This is a genomic window from Mesorhizobium erdmanii (assembly GCF_013170725.1).
Taxonomy (GTDB): Bacteria; Pseudomonadota; Alphaproteobacteria; order Rhizobiales; family Rhizobiaceae; genus Mesorhizobium; species Mesorhizobium erdmanii.
In genome coordinates this window covers 3,385,214-3,401,491 of record NZ_CP033361.1, presented here as the reverse complement: position 1 = coordinate 3,401,491, position 16,278 = coordinate 3,385,214, and the positions used below count along the sequence as shown (strand labels likewise).

Below are 16,278 nucleotides of genomic sequence, written 5' to 3'. Positions count from 1 at the left end.
GCATGGCCGCCTACGACTACATCCATGACGGTACGGCGATCTACGAGCGCTCTTTCGCCATCATCCGCGCCGAGGCGGACCTCAAGCGTTTTTCCGAAGCCGAGGCCGATGTCGCGATCCGCATGATCCATGCCTGCGGCCAGGTCGAAGCATCGAGCCATTTCGTTTTCTCGTCTGATTTTGTCACCGCCGCGCGCAAGGCGCTCGCCGCCGGCGCGCCGATCTTCTGCGATGCGGAGATGGTCTCGCATGGCGTCACCCGCGCCAGGCTGCCGGCCGGCAACGAAGTGATCTGCACGCTGCGCGACCCGCGCACGCATGACATCGCCAGGGAGATCTGCAACACCCGCTCGGCCGCCGCGATCGACCTGTGGGGCGAGCGCATGGCCGGCTCCGTCGTCGCCATCGGCAATGCGCCGACAGCGCTGTTCTATCTCCTGGAAAAGCTGCGCGACGGCGCGCCGAAGCCGGCGGCCATCATCGGCATGCCAGTGGGCTTTGTCGGCGCCGCCGAATCCAAGGATGCGCTGGCCGAGAATTCTTATGGTGTCCCCTATGCCATCGTGCGCGGCCGGCTTGGCGGCAGCGCCATGACCGCCGCCGCGCTCAATTCGCTGGCGAGGCCCGGCCTGTGAACGCGTATGCCAAAGGAAAGCTTGTCGGCGTCGGCACCGGTCCCGGCGATCCCGAATTGTTGACGCTGAAGGGCGCGCGGGCCCTGGCTGAGGCCGATGTCGTCGCCTACTTCGCCAAGCGCGGCAACAACAGCAACGCCCGCGCCATCGTCGAAACGCGCTTCCGGCCGGACATGCTGGAACTGCCGCTGCTCTATCCAGTGACGACGGAAATCGACAAGGATCACGAGGACTACCGCTCGCAGATCACCGGTTTCTACGAGGAGTCGGCCGAAAAGGTCGCCGAACACCTCGAAGCCGGCAGGATGGTTGCCGTCTTGTCCGAAGGCGATCCGCTGTTCTACGGCTCCTACATGCATCTGCATGTGCGCCTCGCCCATCGCTTCCCGACCGAAGTCATTCCAGGCGTCACAGCCATGTCCGGCTGCTGGTCGCAGACCGGTGTGCCGATCGTCCAGGGCGATGACGTGCTGACGGTTTTGCCCGGCACGATGAGCGAGTTCGAGCTGACCCGCCGGCTGGCGGACACCGATGCAGCCGTCATCATGAAGGTCGGCCGCAACCTGCCCAAGATCAGGCGCGCACTGGAAGCCACCGGCAAGCTGACGCGTGCCGTCTATGTCGAGCGCGGCACGATGGCCGGCAGCATCTCGATGAAGCTCGCCGACAAACAGGACGACAAGGCGCCCTATTTCGCCATCGTGCTGGTTGCCGGCTGGTCCGGCCGGCCCGGCGCGCTGGGGGCGCAGGCATGAGCGGCCGTCTCACCGTCATCGGCCTCGGGCCTGGCAATGCCGACCAGGTCACGCCTGAAGCCAGCCGCGCCGTTGCCGAGGCGAAATTCTTCTATGGCTACAAACCCTATCTCGATCGGCTGGAGCTGCGCCCGGACCAGACCCGCGTCGCCTCCGACAATCGCGAGGAACTCGCCCGCTCCAAGGATGCCTTGATCAAAGCCGCCGAGGGTCATGACGTGGCCGTGGTTTCCGGTGGCGATCCCGGCGTCTTTGCCATGGCGGCCGCCGTCTGCGAGGCGATCGAGGCCGGGCCGGCCGAATGGCGCGCGGTCGATATCGCCGTCGTGCCCGGCATTACCGCAATGCTCGCGGTCGCCGCCCGTATCGGCGCCCCGCTCGGCCATGATTTCTGCGCCATCTCGCTATCCGACAATCTCAAGCCCTGGGACCTGATAGAATTGCGCCTCCTGGCGGCGGCTGGCGCCGGCTTCGTCATCGCGCTCTACAACCCGATCAGCAAAGCCCGCCCCTGGCAGCTTGGCCGCGCCTTCGAGTGCCTGACCGCGATCCTGCCCGGCACCACGCCTGTCATTTTCGGCCGCGCCGCCGGCCGCCCGGACGAACGCATCGAGGTTTATCTGCTGGCCGACGTCGACGCGCAAAAGGCCGACATGGCGACCTGCATCATCATCGGCTCGCCGGAGACCCGCATCATCAAGCGCTCAGACAAGCCGGCGCTGGTCTACACGCCGCGTTCGGTGTCGGGCCCAAGAAAATGACCGGCGACGAAATGATCGACCATCGCGGTCAGCTCATCGATGGTTCCGGCCGAGGGCACGTTTGGCAAAGCCGGCCTGCGGACCACGACCACCTCGATGCCAAGCGCCCTGGCAGCGGCAATCTTGCCGTAGGTGGCGGCACCACCGCTGTTCTTGGACACGACAACATCGATGCTGTGTCTTTCCAGCAGCGCGCGCTCGTCCGATTCATGGAACGGGCCGCGCGCCAGCAGGTAGTCAGCGTCGGGCACAGACAGTTTCGGCTCGACAGGATCGACGCTGCGGATGAGATAGTGATGCTGCGGTGCCGCTTCGAAAGCAGCGACTTCTTGCCGCCCGAGCGCCAGGAAAACTCGGCGCGGTGCGGGTCCAAGCGCTTGCACGGCATCGCCGACCGTGTCGACTTCAGTCCAGCGCTCGCCCTCGACAAGCTCCCAGCCCGGACGACGCAAAGCAAGGATCGGCACGCCGGTGAGCCGTGCGGCTTGCGCGGCATTGGCGGAAATGCGCGCCGCATAGGGGTGCGTGGCGTCGATCAAAAGATCGGTGCCGGTCTCCCGGAGATAAACGGCCAGGCCGTCGGCGCCGCCAAAGCCTCCGCTTCGCACCGGGACCCCTTGCGCGACCGGGCTTTCGGTGCGGCCGGCCAGCGACAGCGTGATCGCGCAATCGGCGCGCGTGGCCAGCTTCCCGGCCAGTTGCCGGGCTTCCGTGGTGCCGCCGAGGATCAGAATGCGGTGGGTCATCATGCCTGCTGAGAGTCCGCGCGGTGCCAAGCTCAACTCACCATGGCTGACGGTCATTGGCATCGGCGAGGACGGTTTAGCGGGTCTCGGCGACCAGGCCAAGCAGCGGATCGCGGAGGCGGAATTCATTTTCGGCGGCAAGCGCCATCTGGCGCTCGTTGCCCCCTTCGCCAAGGGCAAGCCGTGCCCCTGGCCGATACCTTTCGATGCGGGAATGGGCGACGTGCTGGCACTTGCCGGCAACAAAGTCTGCGTGCTCGCTTCAGGCGATCCTTTCTTCCACGGCGTCGGCGCCACCCTCGCCCGCAAGGTCGAGCCACAGGCGATGCATGTCATTCCCGCACCGTCGGCCATTTCGCTGGCGGCCGCCCGTCTTGGCTGGGCGCTGCAGGACATCGAGACCGTCTCGCTGCATGGCCGGCCGCTCGACCTGATCCGGCCGCTGCTGCAGCCCAACGCGCGCATCCTGGCGCTGACCTCGGATGCCAAAGCGCCGTCGGCAATTGCCCGCCTGCTCACGGAACTCGATTTCGGCGCATCACAGCTGACGATCCTCGAGGCTTTGGGTGGACCGAACGAGAAACAGCGCATGGCCCGCGCCGACGCCTTCGACCTCGAAAACGTCAATCCGCTCAACGTGCTGGCCATCGGAATTGATTCGGCACCGCAGGCGCGCGTGCTGCCGCTCACGGTTGGCCTGGCCGATCATCTGTTCGAGCATGACGGTCAGATCACCAAACGCGAGATCCGTGCCGTCACCCTGTCGTCGCTGGCGCCGAGGCGTGGCGAATTGCTGTGGGACATCGGCGCCGGCTCGGGATCCATCGCCGTCGAATGGATGCTCGCCCACCCCTTGATGCGCGCTATAGCCATCGAGGCCGACCCTGACCGCGCAGCCCGCATCGGCCGCAATGCCGCTGCCTGCGGCGTTCCCGGACTGGTCGTGATCGAAGGCAGCGCACCCAAGGCGCTGGCCAAGCTGAAGACCCCCGACGCGATCTTCATCGGCGGCGGCGGCAGTGATGCCGGCGTGCTAAGCGCCGCCATCAAGGCGCTGCGCACGGGCGGCCGTCTCGTCGTCAATGCGGTGACGCTGGAGATGGAGGCCCTGCTTCTCGCCCAGCACACAAAACTGGGCGGCGATCTTACCCGGATGAACATTTCGCGCGCCTCGCCGGTCGGTTCGATGCAGGCATGGCGGCCGGCGATGCCGGTCACGCAATGGAGCTGGGTGAAGCCATGATGGTCGCGGGCATAGGCAGCCGCAAAGGCGTTAGCGTCGAAGACGTGCTTGCCGCGATTGAAACCGCGCTCGAAGCCCACGGGCTGACGATGACGGCGCTTTCGGCACTGGCCACCGCCGTGCTCAAGAAGGATGACGACGCAATCGCAGCCGCTGGCCGCGCACTGAATCTTCCGGTCATCATCGTCGATGATACAGCGCTTCAAGCCGCCGCGCCGGGGACGCTCAGCCATTCCGAGCTTTCGCAGGAATTGGCCGGCACACCCTCGGTTTCCGAAGCATCGGCCCTCGCCGTCGCCGGCGCCGGGGCAAAACTTCTCGGCCCCCGCACCGTGCTCGGCCCGGTCACCTGCGCCATCGCCGTCAGCGGAGATGCTGAATGACCGTCCATTTCATCGGCGCCGGTCCGGGCGCAGCCGACCTCATCACGTTGCGTGGCGCGAAACTCCTGGCAAGCTGCCCGGTCTGCCTGCATGCCGGCTCGATCGTCGCGCCCGAATTGCTGCAGCATTGCGCGCCGGGGACGAAGCTGATCGATACCGCGCCGATGTCGCTCGACGAGATCGAGGCCGCCTATCTCGATGCCCACAAGGCCGGCCACGATGTCGCGCGGCTGCATTCGGGCGACCTGTCGGTGTGGAGCGCCGTCGCCGAGCAGATCCGCCGGTTGGAAAAGCACGGCATCCCCTACACGCTGACACCGGGCGTGCCCTCCTTTGCCGCCGCTGCCGCGGCACTGCGTCGCGAACTGACCATTCCCGAGATCGCGCAGAGCCTGGTGCTGACGCGCGTCTCAGGCCGCGCCTCAAAAATGCCGCCAGGCGAAACGCTGGCCGGCTTCGGCCGCACTGGGGCCACGCTGGCCATTCATCTCGCCATCCACGCCATCGACCGCGTCGTCGCCGAACTCACGCCGCATTATGGCGGCGATTGCCCGGTGGCGATCGTCTTCCGCGCCTCCTGGCCGGACGAGCGCGTGCTGACGGGGACGCTGGCAACCATCGAGGCGCAGCTAGCCGCCGATCCGATGGAGCGCACCGCGATTATCTTTGTCGGCAGCTCGCTGGCGGCGGAAGGATTTGGCGAGAGTTCATTGTACGACGCCCACTATCAGCGGCGTTTTCGCGGACGGGACGGATTGTGAGCGGCAGCACTAAAAACAAGGGCGACAACGCCACGCTCGAACAGGCCCTTTCGCGGCTGAACTTCAAGCCGCGCCCTTTGGAGCCGGGCCATGTCTGGCTGGCCGGCGCCGGCCCCGGCGACCCCGGTTGCCTGACCCTGGAGGTGCTGGCGGCCTTGGCCGAGGCGGACGCGCTGGTCTATGACGCGCTGGTCTCATCAGATGTTGTCGCCGTTGCCGCGAATGCCGAGCTGTTCTTTGCGGGAAAACGCGGCGGCAAGCCGTCGATGAAGCAGGACGACATCACCGCTTTGCTGGTACGGCTGGCACGTGAGGGCCGCCGCGTCGTCAGGCTGAAGGGCGGCGACCCCTATATTTTCGGCCGGGGCGGCGAAGAAGCCTTGGCATTGGCGCGTGAAAACATCCCGTTCCGCGTGCTGCCCGGCCTGACCTCGGGCCTCAGCGCGCTGGCCGCCACCGGCATCCCGGCCACCATGCGCGGCATCAACAAGGCGGTGATCCTGGCGACCGGTCACGCCGCCGGCACCGACGACGACATCGACTGGGCAGCGATCGCCCGCACCGGCCAGCCTGTCGTGGTGTATATGGGCATGGCCAATCTGCCGCTGATCGCGGCGGCTCTGCTCGATGGCGGGCTGGCGCCGTCGACGCCGGCGGCGGTGATCGTCGCCGCCACCATGCCGCAGGAACGCACCGTGGTTGCCACGCTGGCCACCATCGCCGAGGCGGCAGCCGCCGCCGGCCTGGCCTCGCCGGCGCTGATCGTCGTCGGCGGCATCGTCGCCATGCGCGCGGCATTGATGGGGCAAGCATGACCGCCCGCGCCATCATCATCGGCGCGCCGCGCTCAGGCTCGGGCAAGACCAGCGTCACCATTGGCATTTTGCGCGCGCTGACCCGGCGCGGCCTAAAAGTGCGCGGTGCCAAATCCGGCCCCGACTATATCGACCCCGGTTTCCACACTGCTGCCACGGGCCTGTCCGGGGTCAACCTCGACAGCTGGGCGATGCCGCCATCGCTGCTCAATGCGCTCGCGGCACGACAGGCCGACGACACCGATTTCGTCATCCTCGAAAGCGCCATGGGCCTGTTCGACGGCATTCCGGCCGCGCCGGGGCGCACCGGCTCGGCCGCCGATCTCGCCCGCCTCTACGGCCTGCCAGTGTTGCTGGTGCTCGACGTGTCCGGCCAGTCGACAACGGCGGCGGCTGTAGCCAAGGGCTTTGCCACCTACGATCCGGACGTGCGCATGGCCGGCGTCGTGCTCAACCGGCTGGGCAGCGAACGCCACCGTCGGCTCTCCGGCGACGCCATCGAAGCCATCGGCCTGCCCGTCGTCGGCGCCATCCTGCGCGATCCCACGCTCAATTTGCCCGAACGCCATCTCGGCCTCGTCCAGGCCGGCGAGTATGATGATCTGATGGCGCATCTCGACCGGCTGGCGGACATGGCGGAGAAATCGCTCGACCTCGACGCGGTCATGGCGCTGGCAACGCCCCTCGCCCCGGCGGAAGGCGACTTCGCCGACGCACTGCAGCCGCCCGGCCAACGCATCGCGCTGGCCGAGGACGCCGCCTTCACTTTCCTCTACCCACATGTCGTCGCCTATTGGCGCAAGGCCGGCGTGGAAATTGTACCGTTCTCGCCGCTTGCCGACGAAGCGCCCGACGACAGCTGCGATGTCTGCTGGCTGCCCGGCGGCTATCCCGAGCTTCACGCCGGCCGGCTCGCGGCATCGGAGACTTTCAAAACCGGAATGGCGCGTTTTGCCGCGACAAAGCCCGTCCATGGCGAGTGCGGCGGCTTCATGGTGCTTGGCGAAGCGCTCGAGGATGCTTCGGGCGAAACGCACGGAATGCTCGGCCTGCTTGGCCATTCCACGAGTTTTGCAAAGCGCAAGATGAACCTCGGCTATCGCGAGGCGCGGCTGCGCGCCGATTGCCCGCTGGGCGCGCAAGGCGCGCTGGTCCGCGGCCACGAATTCCACTATGCGCAGATGACGGCCACCGGCAATGACGAGCCGCTGGCCGACCTTGCCGACGGCCAGGGCAATCCGATCGGCGCCTCCGGCTATCGGCGCGGCCATGTCAGCGGTACCTTCTTCCATGCGATAGCAAAGGCCGGCGCATGAAACTCCCGAACATCACCCTGTCGCCCAGGCAAGTCCTCGACGACATCGCGCTCTGCCTGGTCTTCTTCACACGCCTGCCCTTGCCCGAACTCGACTTTCGCGGCCGCAGCCTCGCCGCCGCGATCTGGGCCGCACCGGTCGCCGGCCTCGTCGTCGGCCTGATCGGCGCAATCGTCTTTGCTACGGCGGAACGGTTTGGCCTTGCCATGGGGCCGGCGGCCGCCCTCGCCCTGGTAGCAACGGTGGTCACCACCGGCTGCCTGCACGAGGACGGATTGTCCGACGTCGCCGACGGTTTTGGCGGCGGCAAATCGCGCGGCCGCAAACTCGACATCATGCGCGACAGCCGCATCGGCGCTTACGGCGCCATGGCGCTGGTGCTGTCGCTGTTGATCCGCTGGAACGTGCTTTCGGAACTGGTGGACCCCACTCAGGCGCTGTTTGCCCTTGTTGCCGCGCATGCGGCCTCGCGCGGCGTGCTGGGCGCCTTCATGCACCTCTTGCCCCCGGCGCGTTCCGATGGCCTCTCGGCCGGTGCTGGTACCGTCTCGCTGGAAACAGCGATTGCCGGCGCGGTGCTTGGCGCGATCCCGCTCCTGCTGCTTGGGCTCGGCGGCGCCATCGCCGCGCTGATCCTGCTTGGCCTGCTGTTTGCCGCCTTCCACGCCCTTTGCCTCAACCAGATCGGTGGCCAGACCGGCGACACGATCGGCGCCTTGCAGCAGGTCAGCGAAATCGCCGTGCTTCTAGTCGCTTCCGTAGCGCTTTCCTGATTCCCTCTAGCTGAATCCCTTCCGGAGACCTTGCCCCCATGCCCTTCAAATCCCTCCAAGAATTGCGCGCCGCCTGCCTCGATCTTCCGGCCGGCAGCGATACCGCCGCGAAGGCCGTTGCCAGCCGCCAGGACACGCTGACCAAGCCGCAAGGCAGTCTCGGCCGGCTGGAGACCATCGCCGCCTGGCTAGCGCGCTGGCAGGGCCGCGACATGCCGAAACTCGATCGGGTGAAAGTGTTCGTCTTCGCCGGCAACCATGGCGTCACCGCGCAAGGCGTGTCGGCCTATCCGTCAGAGGTCACCGTGCAGATGGTGGCGAATTTCGCCGGCGGCGGGGCGGCCATCAACCAACTCGCCCGCATCGCCGGCGCCGAACTGGATGTCATACCGCTCGATCTCGACCATCCCACCGGCGATTTCACGCAAGTCCCGGCAATGGGTGAGAAGGCGTTCCTTGCCGCCGTCTCAGGCGGCTACGATGCCGTGACCAAAGACCTCGACCTCGTCTGCTTCGGCGAAATGGGCATCGGCAACACCACGCCGGCGGCCGCCATTTCAGCCGCCCTGTTCGGCGGCGGTGCCGAAAGATGGACGGGGCGCGGCACCGGCGTCGACGATGCCGGCCTGAAGCGCAAGGTGGTCGCCATCGAAGCCGGCCTCAAGCGTCACGCCGCCGCCCTTGCCGACCCGCTCGGCATTGCCGCAGCGCTCGGCGGGCGCGAACTCGCCGCCATCTTCGGCGCGACGCTTGCCGCCCGTCACCTCGGCATACCCGTGCTGCTCGACGGCTTCGTGTGTACCGCGGCGGCCGCCCCGCTGGCCAAACTGCACCCGACAGGCCTCGCCCACACCATCGCCGCGCATGTGTCGGCCGAATCAGGCCATCGCGGCCTGCTCGAAGCGCTCGGCATGCCGCCGCTGCTCGATCTCGGCATGCGGCTCGGCGAAGGCTCCGGCGCCTGCCTTGCCGTCAACATCGTCCGCTCAGCGCTGGAGTGCCATGCAAGGATGGCAAGTTTTGCCGAGGCTGGGGTGTCGGAGAAGTAGTGCGCGGATCGCCTTGATATACAAACCCGCATAGATGTTCGGGGTCCCCGAAAGGGGGCTCGCTATGGCCCTGCTTGGACCGCTTGAAATTTCGACCGCGAAAGGAGGCACCGGGGGCATTTCGGCCTTTCAGCTCCTGCGGCGGCAACATATTAGAAAAGAAGAATATATTAACGGCTGTGATGCAGAATTCCAGGCGAGGATGAGAAATGCATCCTCATCGGACGTTCCAAACGCGCGCATTCGAGCGTCGGGACGCTCGACCAATGCGGAGCAAACGCATGAACATCGGAGCAACTGTCCAACTATTGCTGCGGTTGATTCAAAACCGAGCCATGAAGCTGGCGGCATTGCCGGAGGATGAAAGGGATATACACTACGATCTCATCCGCCGCTCATGTTGCGAAGCCGCCGAGCACATCGGGCAAAATCCCGATGTGGCAGCCATCACGGCAAACGATATGGTTGCGTTTGTTCGCGCACTGGTGGGGATCATCGAAGTGGGCTGTGGAACAAACGACGGGCCAAGCGTCGATCGTCCGCCGCCAGCGCAACATTTTGGCAGCCGGGAGAACGGCATGACGCGCATCTAGAGGCGGATGAGTGTCGCAAGCCTCAAACTTCCGCGGAGGCCGACCGGGCTTTTGGTCGAATTGAGCGGGAAAGAAATCCAGTACCCGATTTCGGTGCTGGCCCAAATACTTTGGACCCTAAATACTTGGACATAGCGCGGACACGGACTTCCGCCTGCATCCGTCAGGGTCCTCACCTCGTCCAACAAATTGATTTTGTTAGAATTTGGTGGGTGCGCACAGGATTGAACTGTGGACCCGCTGATTAAGAGTCAGCTGCTCTACCAACTGAGCTACGCACCCACTCGGCCGGCAAAAACCGGCGTTGGCGGGCATATAGCCGCCACCGTCGGTCCTGTCCAGCCCTGCTGGAATCATTTCCCGACAAATCGCATCATGGCTTGTCGTGCCGGGAAAGAATGCGGAGGCGATCAGACGAAAATCTTGCCTTCCGCCACCTTCACCGCATGGCCGCCAATGCGCGCCGAGGCCAGTTTTCCGCCTTCCACGTTGAGTTCCAGGCGGATGCGCGACGGCCGGCCCATCTCCAGCCCCTGCTCGATCCACAGCTGTGAAATGCCGTCCGTCGGGCCGTCGAAATGCATGATGGCGCCGGCGAAGGCCGCTGCGGCCGAGCCGGTCGCCGGGTCTTCATAGGAAGGCGTGCCGGGCACGATCATGCGGACATGGAACGCGCTTTCATGGTTCACCGTCTCGCGGCAATAGACGTACGGACTGGCGAAGGCCCATTCGCTCTTGCGCGGCGCCAGTTCCGACCACGCCTGGTTGTCCAGCCGGATCCGGCCCGCCGCTTCGAGATTGGCGACCGGAATGGTGACATAGGGCACGCCCGCCGACCAAAAGGCGACGCGGTGATTCTCGAAGCCGATCTCATGCGGCGCCAAGCCAAGTGCGGCTCCGATCGCCTGCGGGTCGGCCTCCAGCTTCAGCGGTTCCGGCAGCTTCGCCAGGTCGAATTCGGCGAAGGTGGCGCCATCATGCGTGCTGACCGCGCAACGCACCGGGCCGATGTTCTCCTCCAGCACGAAAATGCCGGCGCCGCCCTCGCCCGCGAGTTCGGCCAGCGCGATAGCCGAACCCACCGTCGGGTGACCGGCGAACGGCATTTCATAGTCGGGCGTGAAGATGCGGATGCGGTTCTTGTGTTTGGGGTTGTCCGGCGGCAGCACAAAAACCGATTCGGACAGGTTGAATTCGCGCGCGATGGCCTGCATCGCGGCCGTGTCCAGACCTTTGCAATCCAACACGACGGCCAGCGGGTTGCCGGCCAGTCGCTCGGTCGTAAACACATCGTAAAGCAAGTAATTCCGGGTTTTCATTCCTGCCTCAATCCCAACATGGGCGAAATTTAATTTGATATTCGAACCATCAAGCCTGATCTGTCTACAGATAGGGACATTGCGCATCATAGGGGTCTGGCGTGGACCAGATTGTCAATCTGCCAAAGACGGAATCGGATTCCGCCATCGAGACGGCACTTGGGCTCGATAAAAAGGGGCGGAGCAAGACGCGCCGGCGTGGCTGGCTCTATGCGCTGCTGACCCTGATCGTTCTTGCCGCCTGCCTCGGCGCCTATCAATGGTATGCGGGCACCCCGGCCAGGATCGACTACACCACCGTGCCGGCCGCCAAGGCCGACCTCACCGTCCAGGTGTCGGCGACAGGCACGCTGCAGCCGCTCACCCAGGTCGATATTTCCAGCCAGCTCTCCGGCATTATCCGCTCGGTCTCGGTCAACGAGAACCAGCAGGTGAAGAAAGGCGATGTGCTGGCGGCCCTCGACACCACCAAGCTGCAGGTCCAGATCGAGCGGGCCGAGGCGTCCGCCAAGGGCGCGGCGGCGAATGTCGAGGATGCCACGGTGACACTGGCGGAGAACGAGAGCGCGCTGGTGCGCGCCGCCGCCTTGACCAAGCGCGGCATGGCGACCGACCAGTCGCTCGAGGCTGCAACCGCGACGCGCGACCGCTCCAAGGCGGCGCTTGATAGTGCGCAAGCCAATCTCGCCATCGCCAATGCCGATCTCAAATCGCAGCAGACCGACCTAGCCAACAGCACCATCTACGCGCCGATCGACGGCATCGTGCTGACGCGCTCGGTCGATCCCGGCCAGACGGTCGCCTCTTCGCTGCAGGCGCCGGTGCTGTTCATCATCGCCGCTGATTTGAGAAACATGGAACTGGTGGCGGCGGTCGACGAGGCCGACATCGGCGCGGTCAAGCCAGGCCAGCATGCGCGTTTCACCGTCGACGCTTTCCCGGACCGCCCGTTCGATGCCGCGATCCGCGACATCTCCTATGCCTCGGTCACCACGGATGGCGTCGTCACCTACAATGCGCGGCTGGAAGTCGATAATAGCGAACTGTTGCTGCGCCCCGGCATGACCGCCACCGTTTCGGTCGTCACCAGGCAAGCCAAGGATGTGCTCACCGTGCCGGCCAGCGCCTTCCGCTACCGCCCGGCGCAACAGCCGGCGCGGGCATGGAGCTTCAGCGACCTGTTCACCGGCCGCATGGGGCGTCCCGGCGGCAATCGCCAGCGCCAGGCCGCAACGGCCCCCACCGACGGCTCGCGCACGCTCTATGTGCTGGAGAACGGCCGGCCGCATCCGGTCAACGTCAAGATCGGTTCGACCGACGGTGAAATGACCGAGATCACTTCCGGCCTGGAGGAAGGCGCGCAGGTCATCACCGCATCGCAGTTGCGGAGCTGAGGCGGTGGCCGCGGGCGCGCCTCTCATCACCTTCGACAAGGTCTGGAAGAGCTATGGCCAGGGCGAAGCCAAGGTCCATGCGCTGGCCGGCGTCGACCTTGCCATCCGGCGGGGCGAGTTCGTCGCCATCATGGGTCCGTCGGGCTCCGGCAAATCGACGGCGATGAACATCATCGGCTGCCTCGACACGCCGACGGCCGGCACCTACTCCTTCATGGGTGTCGATGCCGGCCGGCTCGACCGCAACCGCCGCGCCATGTTGCGCAACCTCTATGTCGGCTTCGTCTTCCAGGGCTACAATCTCCTGGCGCGCACCACCGCGGCCGAAAATGTCGAACTGCCGCTGATCTACCGCGGCGTGGCCAGCCGCGAGCGCCGCGACCTCGCCATGCAGGCGCTCGCCCAGGTCGGCCTGGTGGGCCGCGAACACCATACGCCGGCCGAACTCTCCGGCGGCCAGCAGCAGCGCGTGGCGATCGCGCGCGCCATCGTCACCCGGCCGACGCTGCTCGTCGCCGACGAGCCGACCGGCAATCTCGACACCGCCCGCACGCACGAGATCATGGAGTTGCTGACAAAACTCAACAAGGAGCTCGGCCTGACCGTCACCATGGTCACCCACGAGGCGGACGTCGCCGAATATGCCGGGCGCACCATCCGCTTCCTCGACGGCCATGTCGCGTCTGATTCCATGAATGTCGAGGTGGCCTGACAATGATCTGGGAAACCGTCCGCCTCTCGCTGCGTTCGATCCGCCGCAACGTGCTGCGCTCGTTCCTGACGCTGCTTGGCATCGTCATCGGCGTCGCCGCCGTCATTGCCATGCTGACCATCGGCTCCGGCACGACCGAGAAGGTCAAAGCCGACATTTCCAAGCTTGGCAGCAACCTGCTGGTTGTCAGGTCCGGTCGCCCCGCCGGTCCCGGTGGCCCGGGCGGGCTCGACCAGGTGGTGCGCCCGCTGGCAGAAAAGGATCTTGCGGCGCTTGTCGCGCATTTGACCGGTGCGCGCGCCATTTCGCCGGCCTCGCAAAAGCAGGTCCGCGTCATCTTCGGCACCGAAAGCCTGACCTCGGGCGTCACCGGCACGGACAGCGCCTATCTCGATGCACGCGACTGGAAGCTGGTCTCCGGCCGTCCGTTCAGCGATTCCGAAACCCGCTCAGGCACCGGCGTCTGCCTGATCGGCGAGACGGTGCGCCAGCAATTCTTCGGTGCCGGCGATCCCGAAGGCGAGATCATCCGCGTCAACCGCACCTCCTGCAAGATCATCGGCCTGCTCGAGCCCAAGGGCTATACCGGCTTCGGCCAGGATCAGGACAATGTCGTCCTGATGCCCCTTCACGCCTATCAGCGCCGCATCGCCGGCAACCGCGACATCGACAACATCTACATCGCCGCCGACGACCGCACGCCGACCAGCGAGTTGCAGCCGCGTGTCGAGGACATTTTGCGCGATGCGCGCCGCATGACGCCCGACCGTGAAAGCGATTTCGCCATCCGCGACATGACGCAGATCGCCGACGCCATGGCCAGCGCCACCACCACAATGACCGGCATGCTGGGCGCGGTCGCCGGCGTCAGCCTTTTGGTCGGCGGCATCGGCATCATGAACATCATGCTGGTCTCGGTCACCGAGCGGACGCGCGAGATCGGCATCAGGCTCGCCATCGGCGCGCATGAAAAGCACATCCTCATCCAGTTCCTGGTCGAGGCGACGGTGCTGTCGCTGCTCGGCGGCATCATCGGCATCCTGATCGGCCTGGCACTGGCCGGCCTCGCCTCGGTGACGCTGACGATCCCCTTCGCGCCGAGCCCGGCGGTCATCCTGCTCGCCGTCGGCTTTTCGGCGCTGATCGGCATGGTGTTCGGCTTCTTCCCGGCCCTGCGCGGCGCCAGGCTCGACCCGATCGACGCGCTGCGGCACGAGTAAGCGCCGGCTCCATCCGGCACCGAGTCGCTTCTGCACAAGTTTGTGTTTCGGCGTGCAAGTTTGACCCCGTCAACTTTGAAGCCATTTGGGATACTCAAACTTCGCCCCGAGCGATTCGGTACCGAGCCGTCACGCCATCTAGGATCCTCACATGGACAAAGCGACGACCATCCTTGGAATAGACTGCAGCCCACGCGCGTCCAGTAACTCAGCGCGGATGCTCGGCGAGGTTCTTCGGTCGCTCGAGAGTGATCGGCTGGTGACGGTCGTGGAACAGGTGCGTCTGGCCGATGAGCGTATCGACTGTCTCGGGTGCGAACAGTGCTATCAAACGTTCGGATACCACTGCGACGGGATCGATCGTGTTCTGTCACTCATCAGAGAGTCGGACATGATTCTGATGGCTACCCCCACCTGCTTCGGAATGCCGCCGGCCCTGGGCGTCGTCTTGCTCGACAGATCGGATCCCCTGTGGCGCGACGGACAACAGCTCAAGGGAAAACTCGGAGCGGTCATCGTCAACGGCGCCTCCGATCCCGCTGACGATCCGAGTGTGCGCCTATGCGCGGACAACATCATGAAGTTTTTCGTCCAGCACGAGATGCCCTGCGCCCAGCCCGTCCATCTAGGGGGAACGCTCGCATATCCGGAGCAACGGTTTCCAGACCCTCTCCCCGCCGCCACGACGGTCGCTCTCGAGCAACTGGCTGCCGAGATCCGGCAATGGGTCGGGAGCAGGTGACGCCGGCCCATATCTTGCCCCTCGCGCGATGACACACGAGGCGGCAAACGGTCTCTGGTCAAGGAAGTGCGAATGAGCAAGAAGACGCGCCTGATCCTGACAATGGTGGTCATGGAAGCCGCCCTTGCCAGCATCTGGTGGTACCTCGCCCGCTACGGCTTGGACAATCCCGACCGCGTCACCCCGGATTTCCAGGCGATTGTCGGCCAGACGATGGGAATGGCCATGGGTGCCTTGCTGGGCGTCGGCGTGGTCTTGTTATTCTTCGCCGCCGGCAAAGACCGCAAGGCGATGGCCGACAAAATCCGTCGCTAACCCTCCCCGGCGAAATGCCACTCGACCAGCGGCTTCATATGCGGCGACAGCCCTTCCGGAAGGTCGGCGGCATGGCGGATGATCACCGGCCCTTCGATCTCCGGATCGGTTTCGCTGGTGACGAAGGACGAGATTCGGCGTGCTATCTCATCGGCCGGCGCATCGACATGATAGCGGCGGAAAATGACCGTGCCGCTCGGAATCGAAAGAGCATGCCAGCGCACGCCGCGTCTGGCAGCCGACAGGTCGAGGCCCGTTTCCTCGCGCACCTCGCGGATCATGTTGAAGTCGACATCGACCAACCCGTCGCGGAAATCGATCGGCTCGAACGAGCCGGCGGCAAAATAGACGCTGCCGGCACCCACCGTATGCGAGCCCATGCGGATCGCCACCAGCGCATTGTCGCCGGCCACCAGCATGGCATGAGCATAGGCATGCTCGGCGCCGGAATTTTCGCGCCGCTTCCGCCACAGCATGAAGGTTGAGTAGTTGACCGCATGACAGCGGCCGATCAGGCGACTGTTCCGGTAAGCAAGCTGCGAGAGCAGCACCACGGTTCCGTCGAACAGCGCCGGATTGGCTGCTGTCTCCTGTTGCCAGTTCTCGGCGATCGCCTCTGCATTATCCCTGGCGAAAGGATGCGGGCCGGGATCAAGCCGGACGTCTATGGCATCGACCGGCAAGATGACATTGCGCGGCAGGTCGAAACTCATGCGGTTCAAGCTCCAATCCTGCTTATCGAGCCC

General features: G+C 65.4%; 19 protein-coding genes and 1 tRNA gene. 16 read left to right on the top strand and 4 right to left on the bottom strand.

All coding sequences use genetic code 11. The features are described 5' to 3' along the window. Window positions 1-2: 2 nt before the first annotated feature. Genes EB233_RS16490 through EB233_RS16480 form a run of 3 tightly spaced genes read left to right on the top strand, consistent with a single transcriptional unit; the run spans window position 3 to window position 2,151 of the window. A complete protein-coding gene (locus tag EB233_RS16490) occupies window positions 3-635 on the top strand; it encodes a precorrin-8X methylmutase (protein WP_064988271.1) in 633 nt (210 codons plus the stop codon). Beyond that, window positions 632-1,390, top strand: a complete 759-nt coding sequence (locus EB233_RS16485; protein ID WP_064988270.1) for a precorrin-2 C(20)-methyltransferase — start codon at window positions 632-634, stop codon at window positions 1,388-1,390. The genes EB233_RS16490 and EB233_RS16485 overlap by 4 nt, the downstream gene beginning before the upstream one ends. Next, entirely contained in the window at window positions 1,387-2,151 is a 765-nt protein-coding gene (locus EB233_RS16480; protein WP_064988269.1) for a precorrin-3B C(17)-methyltransferase, read from the top strand. Before EB233_RS16485 ends, EB233_RS16480 begins: the two co-directional genes overlap by 4 nt. Here the strand turns inward: EB233_RS16480 and EB233_RS16475 are convergent. Next, complete coding sequence (locus EB233_RS16475) at window positions 2,115-2,897, bottom strand: cobalt-precorrin-6A reductase (RefSeq protein ID WP_064988801.1); 783 nt, start codon at window positions 2,895-2,897, stop codon at window positions 2,115-2,117. The genes EB233_RS16480 and EB233_RS16475 overlap by 37 nt on opposite strands. A 1-nt stretch (window position 2,898) precedes the next feature. Between EB233_RS16475 and EB233_RS16470 the strand changes: the two genes are divergently transcribed. The 8 genes from EB233_RS16470 to EB233_RS16435 all read left to right on the top strand — a co-directional run bounded on the left by EB233_RS16470 (window position 2,899) and on the right by EB233_RS16435 (window position 9,830). After that, window positions 2,899-4,140, top strand: coding sequence for a bifunctional cobalt-precorrin-7 (C(5))-methyltransferase/cobalt-precorrin-6B (C(15))-methyltransferase (locus EB233_RS16470; protein WP_064988800.1), 1,242 nt, complete (start codon window positions 2,899-2,901; stop codon window positions 4,138-4,140). Beyond that, window positions 4,137-4,523 (top strand): cobalamin biosynthesis protein, encoded by a 387-nt coding sequence (locus EB233_RS16465; protein WP_064988799.1) that lies wholly within the window; start codon window positions 4,137-4,139, stop codon window positions 4,521-4,523. The genes EB233_RS16470 and EB233_RS16465 overlap by 4 nt, the downstream gene beginning before the upstream one ends. Then, window positions 4,520-5,284, top strand: coding sequence for a precorrin-4 C(11)-methyltransferase (cobM, locus tag EB233_RS16460; RefSeq protein ID WP_064988268.1), 765 nt, complete (start codon window positions 4,520-4,522; stop codon window positions 5,282-5,284). The genes EB233_RS16465 and cobM overlap by 4 nt, the downstream gene beginning before the upstream one ends. Beyond that, window positions 5,281-6,099: a uroporphyrinogen-III C-methyltransferase gene (gene cobA, locus EB233_RS16455; protein ID WP_064988267.1), complete on the top strand. Its 819-nt coding sequence runs from the start codon at window positions 5,281-5,283 to the stop codon at window positions 6,097-6,099. Before cobM ends, cobA begins: the two co-directional genes overlap by 4 nt. After that, a complete protein-coding gene (locus EB233_RS16450) occupies window positions 6,096-7,415 on the top strand; it encodes a cobyrinic acid a,c-diamide synthase CobB (protein WP_064988266.1) in 1,320 nt (439 codons plus the stop codon). The genes cobA and EB233_RS16450 overlap by 4 nt, the downstream gene beginning before the upstream one ends. After that, complete coding sequence (cobS, locus tag EB233_RS16445; RefSeq protein WP_064988265.1) at window positions 7,412-8,188, top strand: adenosylcobinamide-GDP ribazoletransferase; 777 nt, start codon at window positions 7,412-7,414, stop codon at window positions 8,186-8,188. The genes EB233_RS16450 and cobS overlap by 4 nt, the downstream gene beginning before the upstream one ends. Window positions 8,189-8,226: 38 nt before the next feature. Continuing rightward, window positions 8,227-9,237, top strand: a complete 1,011-nt coding sequence (gene cobT / locus EB233_RS16440) for a nicotinate-nucleotide--dimethylbenzimidazole phosphoribosyltransferase (protein ID WP_064988264.1) — start codon at window positions 8,227-8,229, stop codon at window positions 9,235-9,237. A 281-nt stretch (window positions 9,238-9,518) separates the two neighbouring features. Then, a complete protein-coding gene (locus tag EB233_RS16435) occupies window positions 9,519-9,830 on the top strand; it encodes a hypothetical protein (RefSeq protein ID WP_155765294.1) in 312 nt (103 codons plus the stop codon). A 206-nt stretch (window positions 9,831-10,036) separates the two neighbouring features. On the opposite strand, the gene EB233_RS16430 is transcribed toward EB233_RS16435, so the two are convergent. Further along, window positions 10,037-10,112 (bottom strand) — tRNA-Lys (locus EB233_RS16430). Window positions 10,113-10,240: 128 nt separating this feature from the next. Next, complete coding sequence (locus EB233_RS16425; protein WP_064988262.1) at window positions 10,241-11,149, bottom strand: PhzF family phenazine biosynthesis protein; 909 nt, start codon at window positions 11,147-11,149, stop codon at window positions 10,241-10,243. A gap of 101 nt (window positions 11,150-11,250) precedes the next feature. Between EB233_RS16425 and EB233_RS16420 the strand changes: the two genes are divergently transcribed. The 5 genes from EB233_RS16420 to EB233_RS16400 all read left to right on the top strand — a co-directional run bounded on the left by EB233_RS16420 (window position 11,251) and on the right by EB233_RS16400 (window position 15,532). Beyond that, entirely contained in the window at window positions 11,251-12,543 is a 1,293-nt protein-coding gene (locus tag EB233_RS16420) for an efflux RND transporter periplasmic adaptor subunit (protein WP_064988261.1), read from the top strand. 4 nt (window positions 12,544-12,547) lie between these two features. Then, a complete protein-coding gene (locus tag EB233_RS16415) occupies window positions 12,548-13,255 on the top strand; it encodes an ABC transporter ATP-binding protein (RefSeq protein ID WP_064988260.1) in 708 nt (235 codons plus the stop codon). A 2-nt stretch (window positions 13,256-13,257) separates the two neighbouring features. Beyond that, a complete protein-coding gene (locus EB233_RS16410; protein ID WP_064988259.1) occupies window positions 13,258-14,475 on the top strand; it encodes an ABC transporter permease in 1,218 nt (405 codons plus the stop codon). A gap of 151 nt (window positions 14,476-14,626) precedes the next feature. Continuing rightward, window positions 14,627-15,217, top strand: a complete 591-nt coding sequence (locus EB233_RS16405) for a flavodoxin family protein (RefSeq protein ID WP_064988258.1) — start codon at window positions 14,627-14,629, stop codon at window positions 15,215-15,217. A 72-nt stretch (window positions 15,218-15,289) separates the two neighbouring features. Beyond that, window positions 15,290-15,532: a hypothetical protein gene (locus EB233_RS16400; protein ID WP_064988257.1), complete on the top strand. Its 243-nt coding sequence runs from the start codon at window positions 15,290-15,292 to the stop codon at window positions 15,530-15,532. On the opposite strand, the gene EB233_RS16395 is transcribed toward EB233_RS16400, so the two are convergent. Continuing rightward, window positions 15,529-16,245: a hypothetical protein gene (locus EB233_RS16395; protein ID WP_064988256.1), complete on the bottom strand. Its 717-nt coding sequence runs from the start codon at window positions 16,243-16,245 to the stop codon at window positions 15,529-15,531. The genes EB233_RS16400 and EB233_RS16395 overlap by 4 nt on opposite strands. Window positions 16,246-16,278: the final 33 nt, after the last annotated feature.